This is a genomic window from Massilia eurypsychrophila, from assembly GCF_002760655.1.
GTDB lineage: Bacteria > Pseudomonadota > Gammaproteobacteria > Burkholderiales > Burkholderiaceae_D > JAFCUW01.
Window position 1 is genome coordinate 425977 of the sequence record NZ_PDOC01000002.1, and the last position, 14894, is coordinate 440870.

13 protein-coding genes and 1 tRNA gene are annotated in these 14894 nt (G+C 65.0%); 10 read left to right on the forward strand and 4 right to left on the reverse strand.

Annotation, left to right across the window (positions count from 1 at the left end; translation table 11 throughout):
• Window positions 1-50: 50 nt before the first annotated feature.
• The gene (locus CR105_RS04870) at window positions 51-1493 is read right to left on the reverse strand and encodes an alpha/beta hydrolase family protein (RefSeq protein ID WP_099787293.1); all 1443 of its coding nucleotides are present in this window, start codon (window positions 1491-1493) and stop codon (window positions 51-53) included.
• Window positions 1494-2003: 510 nt separating this feature from the next.
• Between CR105_RS04870 and CR105_RS04875 the strand changes: the two genes are divergently transcribed.
• Both CR105_RS04875 and CR105_RS04880 read left to right on the forward strand, forming a co-directional pair.
• On the forward strand, window positions 2004-2483 hold the full coding sequence (locus CR105_RS04875; protein WP_099787294.1) for a hypothetical protein: 480 nt from the start codon (window positions 2004-2006) through the stop codon (window positions 2481-2483).
• Entirely contained in the window at window positions 2467-2865 is a 399-nt protein-coding gene (locus tag CR105_RS04880) for a DUF3800 domain-containing protein (protein ID WP_218968653.1), read from the forward strand. Before CR105_RS04875 ends, CR105_RS04880 begins: the two co-directional genes overlap by 17 nt.
• A 19-nt stretch (window positions 2866-2884) precedes the next feature.
• On the opposite strand, the gene CR105_RS04885 is transcribed toward CR105_RS04880, so the two are convergent.
• The 3 genes from CR105_RS04885 to CR105_RS04895 form a co-directional block, all read right to left on the reverse strand.
• Window positions 2885-2958: transfer RNA gene (locus CR105_RS04885), tRNA-Gly, on the reverse strand.
• A gap of 81 nt (window positions 2959-3039) precedes the next feature.
• Entirely contained in the window at window positions 3040-3996 is a 957-nt protein-coding gene (locus CR105_RS04890; RefSeq protein WP_099787295.1) for an NAD(P)H-dependent flavin oxidoreductase, read from the reverse strand.
• 25 nt (window positions 3997-4021) lie between these two features.
• Window positions 4022-4828: an IclR family transcriptional regulator gene (locus CR105_RS04895; protein ID WP_180288090.1), complete on the reverse strand. Its 807-nt coding sequence runs from the start codon at window positions 4826-4828 to the stop codon at window positions 4022-4024.
• A gap of 277 nt (window positions 4829-5105) precedes the next feature.
• On the opposite strand from CR105_RS04895, the gene CR105_RS04900 reads away from it, so the two are divergent.
• The 8 genes from CR105_RS04900 (at window position 5106) to CR105_RS04935 (ending at window position 14759) form a co-directional block, all read left to right on the forward strand.
• Window positions 5106-6731: an acyl-CoA carboxylase subunit beta gene (locus tag CR105_RS04900; protein ID WP_099787297.1), complete on the forward strand. Its 1626-nt coding sequence runs from the start codon at window positions 5106-5108 to the stop codon at window positions 6729-6731.
• A 35-nt stretch (window positions 6732-6766) separates the two neighbouring features.
• Window positions 6767-8734, forward strand: a complete 1968-nt coding sequence (locus CR105_RS04905) for an acetyl/propionyl/methylcrotonyl-CoA carboxylase subunit alpha (protein ID WP_099787298.1) — start codon at window positions 6767-6769, stop codon at window positions 8732-8734.
• A 31-nt stretch (window positions 8735-8765) separates the two neighbouring features.
• Complete coding sequence (locus CR105_RS04910) at window positions 8766-9962, forward strand: CaiB/BaiF CoA transferase family protein (RefSeq protein WP_180288091.1); 1197 nt, start codon at window positions 8766-8768, stop codon at window positions 9960-9962.
• Window positions 9959-11158 (forward strand): CaiB/BaiF CoA transferase family protein, encoded by a 1200-nt coding sequence (locus tag CR105_RS04915; protein ID WP_099787299.1) that lies wholly within the window; start codon window positions 9959-9961, stop codon window positions 11156-11158. The genes CR105_RS04910 and CR105_RS04915 overlap by 4 nt, the downstream gene beginning before the upstream one ends.
• A gap of 63 nt (window positions 11159-11221) precedes the next feature.
• Window positions 11222-12193 carry a tripartite tricarboxylate transporter substrate binding protein gene (locus tag CR105_RS04920; protein WP_099787300.1) on the forward strand — a complete coding sequence of 324 codons (972 nt, stop codon included), beginning with the start codon at window positions 11222-11224 and terminating at the stop codon, window positions 12191-12193.
• Window positions 12194-12267: 74 nt separating this feature from the next.
• Window positions 12268-12996, forward strand: a complete 729-nt coding sequence (locus tag CR105_RS04925) for an enoyl-CoA hydratase/isomerase family protein (protein WP_099787301.1) — start codon at window positions 12268-12270, stop codon at window positions 12994-12996.
• A 42-nt stretch (window positions 12997-13038) separates the two neighbouring features.
• The gene (locus tag CR105_RS04930) at window positions 13039-13833 is read left to right on the forward strand and encodes an enoyl-CoA hydratase/isomerase family protein (RefSeq protein ID WP_099787302.1); all 795 of its coding nucleotides are present in this window, start codon (window positions 13039-13041) and stop codon (window positions 13831-13833) included.
• Window positions 13830-14759, forward strand: a complete 930-nt coding sequence (locus CR105_RS04935; RefSeq protein ID WP_099787303.1) for a hydroxymethylglutaryl-CoA lyase — start codon at window positions 13830-13832, stop codon at window positions 14757-14759. The genes CR105_RS04930 and CR105_RS04935 overlap by 4 nt, the downstream gene beginning before the upstream one ends.
• Window positions 14760-14894: the final 135 nt, after the last annotated feature.

Consider the following 14894-nt stretch of genomic DNA (forward strand, 5'->3'; position numbering starts at 1 on the left):
TTCGATCCGTGGCGCTGAGGCCCGAGTTGAGTCAGGAGGCTACTGCTTTCCTATTTGCAAGAATACGCCACGGCGAGTTGCGCACGCGACTTGGCGATTGCGGATGTTGGAGGCTCATCCACGGTCATCGTGTTGTCGGTAAACTTGCAGCCATACTTTGGGTCCGCTACGGTCGCCGCAGTAACCACGTCGTCTCCCTGCGGCTTCGGGCCGCCACTTTCCCAGCTCACCATGTCCTGGAATGCCTTCACCTGCTCAGTGACCGTGAAATCGCAGTGCGCCACGCCACGGATCGCGCGCTGCACCAGCAGCCCGGATGTACCTTGGGCGTCGGCCCGCTTCTTGAAGATCTGCTCCATGCTGAAGGGCACATACATGTCGCCCAGCGTATGGAGCGTAACGACCGGGATAGTGAAGCGCGCGTTGGTCTTGGGCACCCAGCGCAGTCCATCCCTGCGTAGGCGGTTCGCGTCCGGCGTCGCCTGGACCCGGTAGATCGTATTGTTGAAGGCGGCTTCTTCCGCCGACAGCGCAGGCAAATTGTCCAGTTGATAGACGATATCCTTGGTCGACACCACATCCTCGTTCAGGATGCCCAGCACCTTGCCGTCGCGCCCGAACGTGCCCCAGGCCGTATCGGTGTAAGGGCCGGCAAAGCCAACCTCGAACATCGGGCGCTGGCCGCCGGTGAGGTTCTGCACAATGGTCTTGAGCTTGTTGCCCAGCTGTGTCGTGACGCCGGTGGCCGAGGTGCTGGGGAAAGTTGTGAACATTGCGCTCTTGACCGTGGGCTGCAACGTTTCCCAGTTTGTCACCGGCCAGGTAGTAGCGGGCACGCCGGCAAGCTGCATGGCCGCGGTCTGGTAGGCAGCGAGGAAGTCATACAGCTCGGTGTCGCCCAGCACGCCGCACATGGGCACCGCGCCGTCGTATTTCACCTTGTGATTGGCGTATTCGGCCGCCTCGGCATCAATGGCTGCGGCCGTCACGTGACCGCCCATGGAAACGCCAATAATATAAGTCTTGCTGGGCGCTGACAGTGCGCGGCCATTGGCGGCGGCGATCCGGTTGAACGCGAGCGCCAGTGCATTGGTATCTTCTACGCCGGCGCGGACATCATAGTAGTTCTTGGAATAGCTCGAGGCCGCCCAGGCATAGCCCTGTTCGATCAGGTAGCGACGGATGGCCGGATTACTGACCGAGAGGGTGGAACCGGTACCGGCATAACCGTGGGCGTACATGACCAGCTTGCCATTCCAGTTCTTGGGCACTTCGATACGATAACCTGAGCCTTCCAGAAGGCCCGACCACCGGTCGGTGTCAGGCGCGCCGGCCAGCGCAGTGAATGGCAGGCTGGACGCGACCGCTGCAAAGGTTCGGGTGTCCTGCGGACGCTGGGGTTCTGGTACGACCTCGTTGTTACTGCCGCCACAAGCGGACAGGGCAAGCGTGAGGGCAGCGAGCGTAAGTGTGCAGCGTGCTGGTTGTTTCATTTGAGCTGTCTCCTTATGGATTGGAATATTTTTTAAGGTAACCGGTAAAAGGATCTGTTTCGCACAGCGAAACGTCGTTCCAAATCCCTCAAAGCATGTTAAGCCTCAGCGGAAAGGTTGTAAAGAAACAAATTGAACGCAGCTCGACGCCTGCAATGGCAGCTTCAGCGCCGGACGTGCGCCGTTTCAGGAAATCCCTGACAGGGCGGTATCTTGGCAGTGCGTGACGTGATGCTGGTGCGGAGAGAACTCAGGAAGGGCTGGGTCGGTCAGATTCAACCCGGTTGTCATTAACCACGCGCACGATTTGAGCGTTCGCCGTCCACCGTCTGCGTGCGCACCACGCGCGAGCGGCCCGGCAGCCGGCCCCAGATCGGCAGCACGATGCCGGTCAGCAGGTGGGTCTAGCTCCGGATCAACGAAACCGGCAAGCCGGTGGTGTCCCGCACGGCGATAGAAGGGCGCAAAGAAGCGCCCAAGCCGAAGACTTGGACGATGCCGGATTAGGCTATGGGCCGCAAGAATAACCGCAACCTGAACATGCCGCCTAGCATGATCCCGCGCACCCAGCGCAGCAGGAAGGTCTGCTATTACCTGCGCCTCCCCGGCACTCAACGGCGCGAAATCCCGCTGGATGACGACTTCGTGCTGGCGCTGCGTCAATACGCCGAGCTGGACACCTTCGACGCGCCCAGCCACGGCGCCACGTTCGGCGATGTCGCCAAGAAACACCTGGTCGATGCCCTCCCCCTGCTCAAGCCGAACACCATCAAGATGCACCTCTCCGACCTCAAGCACCTGCTCGCCTCGTTCGCCGACGCGCCGCTCGACCAGGTGAAGCCGATGCACATCAAGAAATTGCTCACCAAGCACAAGGACACGCCCACCACGGCGAACCGCTGCAAGCGCCTGTTCTTTGAAAGGAAAACTCTCCAATACGCTGAACGCGTATCACATTGCCCTTGGCTTCTGCTTGGAAACGCTTTTTGATTTTCTATGCGAGAAAGGGCAAGAGCATCTGCTGACTCACGTAATCGTTGAACGCCGCGGCAGTAAAGAGGACGACGAACTGGAGCTTGAGTTCTGCAGGATGTGTGATAGGGCGAACAAGTTCCGCTCGCCGCTACCATTTGACATCATCTTCGGTGACAAAAAGGTAAACTCGAATGGTCTGCAACTAGCTGATCCGGTTGCCCGGCCCGTCGGGATGAGTCTAGTGAAACGAGGACAGGAAAATCGCGCGTTTGACGCCTTGAAGCGAAAGTTCTACTGCAGCGGAGAAGGGAGAACGTCGGGTCAGGGTTCGAAAACTGGGGGCTTAAAATTTATCCGTCACCAGAAAGCGAAAAGCCCCGATGAAAGAACGCTCTGAAAAATCGCTATTTTACCTATGGAGCGGGTGAAGGGAATCGAACCCTCGTCGTAAGCTTGGGAAGCTTCTGCTCTACCATTGAGCTACACCCGCGTTGAGCGCATTTTACGCGCGTTCTGGCATCTTTGACAAATTTCAGCCAAGTCGCCGCCACCACATTTTGAGATCGGTGGATCAACAGCCCAGCCGCTGGCGCGCCGCGCGATATTCGTCCTGCAGCCGCGCCACCACTTGCGCCGCCGGGATCACCTGCTTGACCGCGCCGATACCCTGCCCCGCGCCCCAGATATCCTTCCACGCCTTTGGCCTTGAGCTGCCGGCGCTGAAGTCCATTTTCGACGGATCGGCGATCGCCATGTTGTCGGGATCGAGGCCGCCGTTGACCAGGCTGTCGCGCAAATAATTGCCGTGCACTCCGGTGATGAAATTTGTCAGCACGATCTGCGACGCGCCGCTATCGACCACCATTTGCTTGTAGGCCGGAGCAGCGTTGGCTTCTTCCGTGGCGATGAACGCCGAGCCGATGTAGGCCAAGTCCGCGCCTGCGGCCTGTGCGGCCAGGATCGCGTTGCCATTCGCGATGGCGCCGGACAGCAGCAGCGGCCCGTCGAACCATTCGCGAATCTCCTGGATCAGCGCAAACGGCGATTGCGCCCCAGTGTGCCCGCCGGCGCCGGCCGCTACCGCGATGAGTCCGTCGGCGCCCTTCTCGATCGCCTTGCGCGCGAACTTGTTGTTGATGACATCGTGCAGGACGATGCCACCGTAAGAATGGATCGCCTGATTGACGTCTTCGCGCGCGCCAAGGGAAGTGATCACGATCGGCACCTTGTGTTCGACGCATACCGCCAGGTCGTGATCGAGCCGCACATTGGAGCGATGCGCAATCAGGTTGACGGCAAAAGGCGCCGACGGCTGATCAGGGTGTAGACGGTCGTGTTCGGCCAATTCAGCCGCAATGCGTGTGAGCCATTCGCCGAATGCGGCTTCGGGCCGCGCATTCAGGGATGGAAACGAACCGACGACACCGGCCTTACACTGCGCAATCACCAGCTCCAGACTGGAGACGATGAACATTGGCGAGCAAACGACCGGCAGTCGGAGGCCCTGAAGAATAGCTGGCACTGGCATGTAAATCCTTTGTTAATTGAAGAAACTACCTTTGTCCGTGGCCCACATCGGCGAGATTGGCGCCGATGATCGCCGCCTCACGTTTCAGCGCGGTCGCCAGTTGCTTCTCGCGCCCGGTCACGCGTTCGGACAGGGCAACGATCGACAACGCGGCGACCGGCCGGCCGTCGCGGTCCTTCACCGCCACCGCGGTTCCGCCGATGCGGTCCACCACCACGTCGATCAGCATCGCGTGGCCGTCCCGTCGCGCCGCGTCGATACGCTCGCTTAATAACTCCGCGCTAATCCGGGGGAAGCCTGCCAGCCGCGGTGGAATCTGCGACAGCGCCGCCTCGCGTTCGGCATCGCTCATCGCCGCAAGCAGCGCGATGCCGCCGGAGCCAACGCCCAGCGTGCGCCGGCTACCCAGTTGCTGGTAATTGGCCTGGATCGGATAACTACCCATCTGCACGTCGACGCAGACAGTTTCAACGCCGCTCAGCACCGACAAGATCACCGTGTCCTCGAATTCGCCAGCGAGGCGCACCATGCTGGCGCGGCCGGCCAGGCGCCAATCGAAGCGCTCCTGTCCGTAGGAGCCAATGCGTGCGATCTCCGGCCCGAAGGTATAGCGCTTGCTCAGCGGATCGCGCACCACCATCTCTTCGCGCATCAGGGCGTCGAGCACGCGCATCGCAGTCGATTTTTCCATGCCGCAGTAGGTAGCGATATCGGTCAAGCGCGCATTGCGCGGATCTGTCATCGCCTTCAGGATGCGGCACGCTTTTTCGATCGAGCCGGCTACGCCATTGCCGCCGCGCTCAGTCACTTGCCCCTTGTCGTCGCTAGTCATGTGGATACCTGTCGCTTCACCGTACACCTGTCGAACGAGAATCATGCCATCCAATTGCGATTGCACCAAGCGCTACGCTAAATTTCTTTGCTAATTGCGTACAGCGCAACCTAGAAATTCAACTGCGCCGGTTTAACTCCAAGGCAACAATACCAAATCCGATGATTCGATTGCAATCAGCGGAATTACTCGCTACTATAAAACCATCAAGTCGATTCACTCGTTTGCGTAGAGCGCAACTCGATAGATCCCGATTGCCAAACCCTAGGTGCCTGCAATGTCGATTTTAGAAACGAAGATTTCCCCGTCCGGCGCCGCGTTCCAGTGCAACAAGGAAGCGATGCTCGCCTTGCTGGCGCGGCTGCACCAGGTCGAATCGGATACCCGCGCGGTATCGGCCGCAGCCAAACCGCGCTTTGACAAGCGCAAGCAGCTGTTGCCGGTCGACCGCATCGCGTTGCTGCTCGATCGCGGCGCACCGTTCCTCGAACTGGCCTCGCTGGCCGGCTACGCGATGAAACCCGCGGGCGCCGACGGCCGGCTCACCGCCGGCGGCGGACTGCTCGCCGGCATTGGTTTCGTCTCGGGCGTACGCTGCATGGTCGTCGTCTCCGACTCCGGCATCGATGCCGGCGCGTTCCAGCCGAAGGGCCTCGAGAAGCTGCTGCGCGCCCAGGAAATCGCACTGCAAAACAAACTGCCGTTCGTGCAGCTGATCGAAAGCGCCGGCGGCAACTTGCTGAACTATCGCGTCGAGAACTTTGTCGATGGCGGCGAAAAATACCGCAACCTCGCCTTGCTGTCGGCAGCCGGCCTGCCGGTGGTGACCGTCACCCACGGTCCGTCCACCGCCGGCGGCGCCTACCAGACCGGCCTGTCCGACTACGTCATCCTGGTGCGCGGCCGCTCGAAAGCGTTCCTGGCCGGACCGTCATTGCTGAAAGCGGCCACCGGCGAAATCGCCACCGAAGAAGAACTCGGCGGCGCCGAAATGCACTCGTCGATATCTGGCCTGGGCGACTATTTGGCCGAGGACGACCGCGACGCGATCCGCATCGCGCGCGAAATCATGGACTCGCTGCAGTGGGACGCCGACCGCGCGCCCGTATCGCGCCCGGCCGTCAAGCCGCCGCGCTTCGCTGGCGAAGACCTGCTCGGCGTGATGCCGCTCGATTACAAGACGCCGGTCGACATGAAAGAGGTCATCGCACGCCTCGTCGACGATTCGGACTTTCGCGAGTTCGGCGCGCAGTACGGATCGGCGACCGTGTGCGGTCACGCCCGCATCGATGGCCACGCAGTCGGCATTATCACCAACAACGGCCCGATCGACCCTGCCGGCGCGTCGAAGACCACGCACTTCATCCAGGCCTGCTGCCAGTCCGGCACGCCCCTGCTCTACCTGAACAACACGACCGGCTTCATGGTCGGTCGTGCGTTCGAGGAAGCCGGCAGCATCAAGCACGGCTCGAAGATGATCCAGGCGATCACCAATGCCAACGTGCCGCAGCTGACGGTGTTTTGCGGTGCATCCTTCGGCGCCGGCCACTACGCCATGTGCGGCCGCGCCTTCAAGCCGCGCCTGTGCTTTTCCTGGCCGAATGCGAAGACCGCGGTGATGGGCCCGGAACAGGCGGCCGAGACGATGGTCACCGTCGCCCGCGCCAAACTCGAACGCGCCGGCAAAGCCGTCGACGAGGCGCGCATGGATGCGCTGCGCAAGCAGATCATCGATAACTTCGAACAGCAGATGGACGTCTTCGCTACCAGCGCGCGCCTGCTCGACGACGGCGTGATCGACCCGCGCGACACGCGCGCCGTACTGGCGCTAGCCTTGGCCGTGTGCGCGGAGGAGCGCCGACGCACGCCGCGCCCGATGCAGTTCTCGGTCGCGCGGCCATAAGCGCCCCATCCTTAAAGCCACAACGGACAAACACTATGCCGACAATCCGCAAAATCCTGGTTGCCAATCGTGGCGAAGTGGCGCTGCGCGTCATGAAGACTGCCCGCGCCCTCGGCATCCAGACCGTCGCCGTGTACTCCAGCGCCGACGCGGCGTCGGCGCACGTGCGCGCCGCCGACCTGGCCGTCCATATCGGCGACGCCGCGCCGTCGGCCTCCTACCTGAATGTCGCCGCTGTGCTGAGCGCGGCAAAAGCGAGCGGCGCCGACGCGGTCCATCCGGGCTACGGCTTCCTCGCTGAAAACGCCGACTTCGCCCAGGCATGCCGCGATGCCGGCCTGACCTTCATCGGGCCGTCGGCGGCAGCGATCAACGCGATGGGCGACAAGGCCAACGCCAAGGTGCTGATGCGCCGCGCCGGCGTGCCGTGCGTGCCGGGCGACGATGGCGCCGACCAGAATCCGGCGGTGCTGCACGCGGCGGCGGCGCGGGTCGGCTACCCGGTGATGATCAAGGCGACCGCCGGCGGCGGCGGACGCGGCATGCGCATCGTGAACGCGGCATCCGAATTCGACGCCGCGCTGGCGTCGGCCAAGTCGGAGGCGGCCAACGCCTTCGGCAGCGATCGCGTCATCCTCGAGCGCGTCATCCACAATCCGCGCCACATCGAGATCCAGGTCGTCGCCGACAGCGCCGGCAATGCCATCCACCTGGGCGAACGTGACTGCTCGGTGCAGCGCCGCCACCAGAAAGTGATCGAGGAAGCGCCTGGCGTGGGCATCAGCGAAGCGCTGCGCGAGCGGATGGGGGCGGCGGCGGTAACGGCCGCCCTGGCCATCGGTTACGAAGGCGTCGGCACGCTCGAATTCCTGCTCGACGAAAGCGGCGAGTTCTACTTCATGGAGATGAACACGCGGCTGCAGGTCGAGCACCCGGTCACCGAAGCGATCACCGGCCTCGATCTGGTCGAGCTGCAGATCACGGTCGCGCAAGGACAGCCGCTGCCGCTGGCGCAGCACGAGGTGCGCCTCACCGGGCACGCCATCGAAGTGCGCCTGTGCGCCGAGGACGAACACAATAACTTCATGCCGCAAAGCGGCTTGTTCACCCGCTGGAGCGCCGCCGATGGCGTGCGCGTCGAAACGGCCGTGTCGTCGGGCAGCGAAATGTCGCCGTACTACGATTCGATGTTCGCCAAGATCATCGCGTATGGCCGCGACCGCGAAGAAGCGCGCGCGCAGCTGGTCGCCGCATTGACCAACACGGTGGTGTTCGGCGTCAAGACGAACAAGGAGCTGCTCACGCGCTGCCTGGAGCATCCGCTGTTTGTCCGCGGCGGCATGGGCACCGGCTTCCTGGAAGCGGGCCGCGACCAGATCTTCCGCCAGGCGACCGATGCTGCACCGTCCGTGGTGGCGCTGGCCGCCGCCGCGCTCTGCGCCCACGACGGCAACCATCGGCTCGCGGCGCCGCTCGGTCGCCCATCGGCGATGATCCACTTGCGCGACGCCTTGTCCGGCAGCGTGACGGTGGCGCGCGTGACGCACACCGCAGCCAATAGCTACCAGGTTGCGCTGCCGCTGCAGGTCATCGACATCGCACTTGCGCGCAGCGACGACGACGAGCTGCGCTGCACCGTCGACGGCGTGTCGTCGGTGGTGCCGTATCTGCGCCACGACGGCGGCATCGACCTGCAGATTGCCGGCCAGGTCTACTCGTTCGACGACGTCACCTACGCGCCGGCATCGGCCGCCGTCGACGGCGCCGCCGACGGCCGCGTGCGCGCAGCGATGAACGGGCGCGTCGCCGCGGTGTTCGTCGCGCCTGGCGCCGCCGTCAAGGCTGGCGACCCGCTGCTCACGCTCGAAGCGATGAAGATGGAATACCGGCACTGCGCGCCGGCCGACGGCATCGTCAGCGGCCTGACGGTCGCCGCCGGCGACCAGGTCACCACCGGCAAACTGCTGGTCGAGCTTACGCTGGCGCTGGCCGCCGCGACCTGAGATGCCACACATGAAATCAACAGGAGAACCAATGCCACCCAACCTGACAGGCAGCCTGGCCGGAATCAAGGTGATCGACATATCGCGCGTGCTGGCCGGTCCATCGTGCACGCAGATCCTGGCCGACCACGGCGCCGAAGTGATCAAGGTCGAGCCGCCGGTCGGCGACGACACGCGCAAGTGGGGTCCGCCGTTCGCCGACGGCGCCGCATCGTATTACATGGGCGTGAACCGCAACAAGCGCGCCATCGTGCTGGACCTGTCGGTGCCGGCGGGGCGCGAGGTACTGCTCGACATGCTGGCCGACGCCGATGTCCTGGTCGAGAACTTCAAGACCGGCACGATGGAACGCTGGGGCCTCGATTTCGACGAAGTGCTGTCGCAGCGCTTCCCGCGCCTGGTCCATTGCCGCATCACCGGCTTCGGCGCCGACGGCCCGCTGGGCGGCCTTCCCGGCTACGACGCGGTGGTGCAGGCCATGTCCGGGCTGATGAGCATCAACGGCGCGCCGGAAGGCGGCGCCACCCGCATCGGCGTGCCGATCGTCGACATGGCCACCGGCCTGAATGCCACGCTCGGCATCGCGATGGCGCTGTTCGAGCGCTCGCGCTCCGGGCGCGGGCAATTCATCGAAACGGCGCTGTACGATGTCGCCATCTCGCTGCTGCACCCGCAGGGCGCCAACTGGTTCATGTCGGGCAAGCCGCAACGCCTGCTCGGCAATGGGCATCCAAATATCGTCCCTTACGATAAATTCCCGACGCGTACCGTCGACATCTTCATCGGCGTCGGCAACGACGGCCAGTTCTGCGCGCTGGCCAAGGCGCTTGGCCTCGACGACGTCGCCGCCGATCCGCGCTACGCCACCAATGCCGCGCGCGGCGCCAACCGGCCGGCGCTGCGCGAGACGCTGCTGCAGGCCCTGGCGCTGCATGACGGCGAGGCCTTGTGCGAACAGCTGGCCCGTTCCGGCGTGCCGGCCGGCCCGGTGCGCGACGTCGGCACTGCGCTGTCGCACCCGCACACCCTGCACCGCGAGATGGCGGTCGAGCTGGACGGCTACCGCGGCACCGGCGTGCCGGTCAAGATGTCGCGCACCCCCGGCTCGGTGCGCATGCGGCCGCCCCGCTTTGGCGAGCACAATCGGGAGGTGCTGGGCGAGCTGGGTTATTCGGAGGAGCGCATCGCCGCCCTCATCGATCAACACATCGTGGTGGACAAACAATGACGCTGCCTTACGCAGGATTGCGCGTGCTCGACCTGTCGCAGGGGATTGCCGGCCCGTCGTGCGGCGGCATCCTGGCGCGCCAGGGCGCTGAAGTGATCAAGGTCGAACCGTTTGCCGGCGACTGGGCGCGCCTGATGGGCGGCGGCAGCGACGGCATCACGCCGATGTCGGTCACGCCCAATTTCGGCAAGCGGGCCGTGTGCATCGACGCCAGCCAAGCCGAGGGCGCGGCGCTGATCCTGCGCCTGGCGCGCGATGTCGACATCGTCATCGAGAGCTTTCGTCCGGGCGTCATGGAAAAGCTCGGCCTCGACTACGCCACCATCCGCGCCATCAACCCGGCCGTGCTGTACCTGTCGGTGACCGGTTTCGGCCAGGATGGACCGGCGCGCGACCTGCCCGGGGCCGACTCGGTCGTACAGGCGATGAGCGGCATGATGGTGATGAACCGCGATGCCGAAGGCAACCCGCGGCGCGTCGGCATGCTGCTGGTCGATGCGGCGGCCGGCGTCTACGCGGCGCAGCGCGTGGGCGCGGCGCTGTTCGCCCGCCAGCGCAGCGGCCAGGGCGAACGCATCGACGTCACCTTGCTGGCGGTGAGCGCCGCGCTGCAGGCGCTGCCGATCATCGACGACCATGCGCATGCCGGCATTCCGAAGACGCCGGTGACGGTGCCGTCCGGGACGTTTCGCACGCGCGACGGCATGATTAACCTGACCGCGCTGCGCGACAAGATGTTTTTCGCGATGGCGCGCGTGCTGGGGCGCCCGGAGTGGACCGACGAACCGGCCTACGCCACCAACCAGCTGCGCCTGGAGCGCGCGGCCGAGATCAACGCCGGCATCCAGGCAGCGCTTCTGCACCAGGACAACGCGTACTGGGTCGAGCGCTTCCAGGACCAGGATGTGCTGTGCGCGCCGGTGTTCGACTACACGCAGTTCCGCGCCCATCCGCAAGTGATCCACCAGCAGTTGTTCCACGAACTTCACCAGCCCGGCATGGGCACGATTCCGGTCGCGGTACTGCCCGGGCTCGACGCGCCACCGCCGCACTGCCTGGCGCCTTACCTCGGCCAGCATACCGTCGAGGTGCTGCGCGGCTGCGGCCTGGTCGACAGCCATATCGCGGCGCTGGAGGCGGCGCGCGTGGTCTACGCGCGCCCGCAGCCAGGTTCCCCGCCAACACCGCCACCATGAATTACCCGCCACCCCCGCACCACCACAGCACTACCAACCAAGAAAGATAGAGGAGACAAGATCATGAGAATCGCTACCACCACCCTGTCCAAAATCGCCGTTGCGACCGCCCTGCTGGCGGCCCCGGTACTGGCGCTTGCGCAAGCGTATCCGACCAAGGCGGTCCGGGTCATCATCCCGTACCCGCCGGGCGGGCCGACCGACATCATGGGCCGCATCGTCGCGCAAGGGCTGGCCGTCAGGTTCGGCCAGCCGTTCGTGGTCGAAAACAAGCCCGGCGCCAGCGGCATGATCGGCGCCGACCAGGTGGCCAAGGCGCCGGCCGACGGCTACACGATCCTGATCAACGCGTCGCTGCACGTGATTAACCCAAGCCTGTATGTCAAGATGACGCATGATCCGATCAAGGATTTTGCCGCCGTGTCGCAGATTGCCGATGTGCCGATGGTGCTGGTGGTGGCCGCGCAAAATCCCGCCAAGACGGTCAAGGAGGTGATCGCGCAGGCCAAGGCCAAGCCGATGACGTTCGCCTCGTCCGGCAACGGCGCCGCGCCGCACCTGGCCGGCGAAGCGTTCAACATGGCCGCCGGACTGAAGCTGCAGCACGTCCCGTACAAGGGCAGTTCGCCGGCACTGACCGACGTCATGGGCGGTCACGTCGACCTGATGTTCGACCCGCTGCCGTCGAGCACTCCGTTCATCAGCAGCGGATCGCTGCGCCCGATCGCGGTGACCACCGCCAAGCGCGTCGCAGCTTTGCCGAATGTGCCGACCGTGGCCGAAGCCGGCCTGCCTGGCTACGAAATCAGTACCTGGTACGGGGTCTGGGCGCCGGCCAACACGCCGGCCGATATCGTGAAAAAGCTCTCCACCGAAATTCACCGCATCGTGCACGATCCGGAAACGGCGAAGCGCATCGCCGGCATGGGCTCGATCCCGGTCGGCAGCACGCCGGCCGAATTCGAAGCGTACAACCGCTCCGAACAGATCAAGTTCAACAAGATCGTCAAGGCGTCCGGCGCGAAGCTCGACTGACCGGTCGGGGCGCCACGCCGTTGGTGGCGCCCTGCCCCATACTATCTGCTGGCGAACTTACATCGGGATCCACCATGACTTGCTTGCTTGTCGAAGACCGTGACGGAGTGCGCATCCTCACGATGAACCGCCCTGAAAAACACAATGCGCTCAACACCGACCTGACCACTCGCCTGCTGCAGGCGCTGCGCGATGCCGACACCGATGGCGCCGTGCGCAGCGTCGTGCTGACCGGCAGCGGCAAGTCGTTTTGCGCCGGCGCCGACACGTCCGAATTCGACGCGCTGGCGCCGGACGACCCGTCGGCGGTCACTCAGCGGGCCGACCTGACCACCGCTTTGCATGCGGCCTTTTCGCGCCTCTCCAAGCCGGTGGTGGCCGCGGTGCGCGGCAATGCGCTCGGCGGCGGCGCCGGGCTGGCACTGGCCTGCGACATGACCGTGATGGCCGACGACGTGCGCTTCGGCTACCCGGAGCTCAAGCACGGCATCCTGCCGGCGATCGTGATGTCGAACCTGGTGCGCCAGCTCGGGCGCAAGGACGCGTTCGAGCTGGTCGCGCTTGGCGAGCCGCTCGACGGCGCCGGCGCACGGGAAATGCGGCTGGCCAACCGCGTCTGCGCCGCCGCCGACGTGCTCGACACCGCGATTGCGCTGGCGGCCAGGATGGCGGCATGGAATCCGCTGGCGATGAGCGCCACCAAACGGCTGTTGCATCGCGTCGCCGACGTGCCGCTGGAAACGGGCCTGGCGATCGGGCGCGATGCGAATGTGATGATGCGCGGCTTTCGCGGCGCTAAATGAACCGCCGGCCGAACACCCCACTTTTTCAGGACCACCAGCACCATGACCAATCTCGAACTTGACACAGTGACCGTCACCCAGCAAGGCGCGGTCGCCACGCTGACACTCAATCGTCCCGACGCGCGCAACGCGTGCAATGCGCAGATGTGCCGCGACCTGCTCACCGCAACCGACCAGCTGGGCCGCGACGACAGCGTGCACGTGGTGCTGGTGCGCGGCGCCGGCAAGGCGTTTTGCGCCGGCATGGATATCAAGGAGAACAAGAGCCTGTCGTCGTCCGACATGCTGGGACGGCGGGCGCTCGGCTTTAGCGCGTATGCGGCGATCGAGCGCTTGCCGCAGGCAGTGATCGCGGTGGTGCACGGCCCGTCGTTCGGCGGCGGCTGCGAGATCGCCGCGGCGTGCGACTTTGTGCTGGCCAGCGCCGAGGCGACGTTCTGCTACCCGGAAGTCGGCTGGGGCACGGTCGGCGCGACCCAGCGGCTGCCGCGGCTGGCCGGCACGCGGATGGCCAAGGAACTGCTGTTTACCGGCCGCGTCTTCGATGCCGCCGAAGCGAAGGAGATCGGCCTGGTCAACCATGTGTACCAGCCGGACATGCTCGACGCCGCCGTCGCCGGGATGGCGCAGAAGATCGCCGCCGCGCAGCCGCTGACGGTGCGGCTGACCAAGCGCTGCCTCGACCAGGGCGTCGAAACGACGCGCGAGGGCGCCATGGCGATCGAATTGCTGGCGATCGACGAGAACCTGCGCCAGACCAATTGGAAGGACGCGCTGGCCGGCTTCGGCAACGCGGGTGCACCCAAGGGTGCGCCAACTACAGGGAGTCAGTCATGAACGATGTCGTCATCTGTGAATGCTTTGCGCGCGACGGCCTGCAGCACGAGCCCGATTTTGTGCCGACCGACGCCAAGGTGGCGCTGATCGACCAGTTCGGCGCCATCGGCTTCGAGCGGGTCGAAGCGACGTCGTATTCGAATCCGGCCGTGGTGCCGCAGTTCGGCGATGCGTCGGACCTGCTGCGCCGCATCGCGCGCCGGCCGGGCGTGTTCTACAAGGCCACCTGCGCCAATGTGCGCGCCGTCGAGCGGGCGCTGGTTGACGAGGCGGCTGGCTTTGGCGCCAATGAAATCAGCCTGCTGGCATCGGCCAGCGACAGCCATTCCGAACGCAACCTGCGCCGCTCGCGCCAGGACCAATGGCAGAACATCGCCGACATGGTGGCCGCTGCCGGCCAGTCGTTCCGCAAGGTCGGCACCCTGTCGGTCGCTTTCGGCTGTCCGTTCGAAGGCGAGGTCTCGACCGCGTCGGTGCTGCAGGACGTCGAACGCTTCGCCGCGCTGGGCGTGCGCCTTGTGACGCTGGGCGACACCACCGGCATGGCGACGCCGAAAACGGTGAAGGCCCTGTTCGGCGACGCGATCGCCGGCTTCCCCGACGTGACCTTCATCTCGCACTTCCACGACACGCGCGGCACCGGACTGGTCAATTGCATGGCCGCGTTCGACGCCGGCGTGCGCTACTTCGACAGCGCCATCGGCGGCGTCGGCGGCCACCCGGCCAAAGTCAAATACGGCGGTGGTCATACCGGCAACGTCAGCACCGAGGACCTGGTCAACCTGCTCGAATCGGAAGGCATCCGTACCGGCGTCGACCTGGCCACCATGCTGGAAGTGGGCCGCGCCTGCGAGCAACTGCTGGGACGCCAACTGCACAGCCGGGTGATCCAGTCCGGCCTGCATCCGGCGCTCGCCGCCGCATAGCGCCCTGGGGCGCGGCCCGCTGCGGCTGCGCCCGACACCATCAACTGGCCCGCTCGGGCCGCCTCCACGGTCCATCCATCGGTCCGGCTACCGCTGCGCGCCGATAGCATTTTCAATCGGAGCGATTGATACAAC

Bases quoted from the DNA above. Each gene is read 5' to 3' on its own strand.
- CR105_RS04875 (WP_099787294.1), top strand. From the start codon at position 2,004: ATGGGCCGCAAGAATAACCGCAACCTGAACATGCCGCCTAGCATGATC.
- CR105_RS04890 (WP_099787295.1), bottom strand. From the start codon at position 3,996: ATGCCAGTGCCAGCTATTCTTCAGGGCCTCCGACTGCCGGTCGTTTGC.
- CR105_RS04870 (WP_099787293.1), bottom strand. From the start codon at position 1,493: ATGAAACAACCAGCACGCTGCACACTTACGCTCGCTGCCCTCACGCTT.
- CR105_RS04935 (WP_099787303.1), top strand. From the start codon at position 13,830: ATGAACGATGTCGTCATCTGTGAATGCTTTGCGCGCGACGGCCTGCAG.
- CR105_RS04920 (WP_099787300.1), top strand. From the start codon at position 11,222: ATGAGAATCGCTACCACCACCCTGTCCAAAATCGCCGTTGCGACCGCC.
- CR105_RS04895 (WP_180288090.1), bottom strand. From the start codon at position 4,828: ATGACTAGCGACGACAAGGGGCAAGTGACTGAGCGCGGCGGCAATGGC.
- CR105_RS04905 (WP_099787298.1), top strand. From the start codon at position 6,767: ATGCCGACAATCCGCAAAATCCTGGTTGCCAATCGTGGCGAAGTGGCG.
- CR105_RS04925 (WP_099787301.1), top strand. From the start codon at position 12,268: ATGACTTGCTTGCTTGTCGAAGACCGTGACGGAGTGCGCATCCTCACG.
- CR105_RS04910 (WP_180288091.1), top strand. From the start codon at position 8,766: ATGCCACCCAACCTGACAGGCAGCCTGGCCGGAATCAAGGTGATCGAC.
- CR105_RS04900 (WP_099787297.1), top strand. From the start codon at position 5,106: ATGTCGATTTTAGAAACGAAGATTTCCCCGTCCGGCGCCGCGTTCCAG.
- CR105_RS04915 (WP_099787299.1), top strand. From the start codon at position 9,959: ATGACGCTGCCTTACGCAGGATTGCGCGTGCTCGACCTGTCGCAGGGG.
- CR105_RS04930 (WP_099787302.1), top strand. From the start codon at position 13,039: ATGACCAATCTCGAACTTGACACAGTGACCGTCACCCAGCAAGGCGCG.